Raw genomic sequence first — 1541 nt, forward strand, 5'->3', positions numbered from 1 at the left:
CGTTGCGCCGTCGTGGAACAATTGGCATACATCCAATCCATGCCATGCTCAGCCACCAAGCGAATCAGACTTTGGGTCAATTCCTCCACCGTTTCATTGAAGGCTTCCGATGGGGAGTGCCCATGAGCACGTAGTACCTGATATTGAGCTTCCATAATGCCTGCCAATGCCCCCATCAATACTCCCCGTTCACCGGTGAGGTCACTGTATACCTCATGCTCAAAGGTGGTTTCGAAGAGGTATCCTGACCCAATCGCGATTCCCAGTGCCAACGTGCGTTCGCGTGCTCGGCCGGTATAATCCTGCGCTACTGCGAAGGATGCATTGATACCACTGCCAGCCAAGAAGTTCGCACGCACACTGGTTCCCGATCCTTTAGGTGCAACCATGATGACATCCACATAAGGCGGGGGAACGACACCGGTTTGATCTTTGTAGACAATCGAAAAGCCATGGGAGAAATAAAGTGCTTTTCCCGGTTTCAGGCAGGGTTCAATTCTTGGCCACATTTGCTTCTGGGCTGCATCTGAAACTAGATATTGGATGACCGTGCCCCGTTCCGCCGCTTCCTCGAGTGAGAAAAGCGTCTCACCTGGCACCCAGCCATCTTTCTGTGCCTTTTCCCATGAACGCCCCCCCGGCCTCACGCCCACAATGACCCGGATGCCGTTATCGCGCATATTGAGAGATTGGGCCATGCCCTGCACCCCATAACCCAGTACCGCCACTACCTCATCTTTCAGCACTTCGCGTGCCTTCTCCAGCGGGAATTCATCCCGAGTCACCACCTCTTCCAAAACACCTGCGAAATCTATCTTTGCCATACGGACACCTCCTGGGAGTTATTGTGAAAAGTTAGGGATGAACGGGAGTAACGTGATAGCCATTGCCGTTTGCGTAGAGAGGCATGTTCCCCCGTGCCATACTCACCACCCCGGTACGCACCATTTCGATAATTCCAAGCGGTCGCAAGACTTCCAAGAATCCTTCGATCTTTTCCTCATCCCCGGTGATTTCAACGATCATGGAATCGGTAGCCACATCCACCACATGGGCACGGAAAACTTCAACAATTTGCATCACATGTCCGCGGTTTTCCGGCGTCGCCTTAACCTTGATCAAAGCGAGATCACGAGTTACCTTGGGCACTGGCGTCAAATCCGAAACCTGGATAACATTTACGAGTTTATAGAGATACGCGGTTAACCGTTCGGCGCTGACATTATCGCTATCCACCACAATCGTCATGCGCGAAATCCCCGGCTGTTCGGTATGGCCTACCGTCAGAGATTCGATGTTGAAATTGCGCCGCCGAAACAATGAGGCGACACGATTAAGCACGCCGGGTTTGTCTTCCACTAACGCCACAATAATGTGTTGCATCACACCCTCCCCGATCAAATTTCATCTTCTGCGGTTTCGACCATACGATTGACCAATGGCCGTCGAATCATGGCATGTAAATCTGCGCCTGCCGGCACCATGGGATACACATTGTCTTCTTGCTCAACTCTGAAATCAATGACCACCGTGCCTTCGAT

Annotated in this window: 2 protein-coding genes; both read right to left on the reverse strand. The window is 52.0% G+C overall.

Translation table 11 applies throughout. The features are described 5' to 3' along the window. The coding region (gene ilvC / locus AC01YT_RS13525; RefSeq protein WP_476676271.1) for a ketol-acid reductoisomerase at positions 1-824 on the reverse strand (824 nt) is incomplete at its 3' end. Positions 825-855: 31 nt separating this feature from the next. Further along, entirely contained in the window at positions 856-1383 is a 528-nt protein-coding gene (gene ilvN, locus AC01YT_RS13530; protein ID WP_315623793.1) for an acetolactate synthase small subunit, read from the reverse strand. Positions 1384-1541: the final 158 nt, after the last annotated feature.

Source organism: Thermanaerothrix sp. (genome assembly GCF_056331585.1).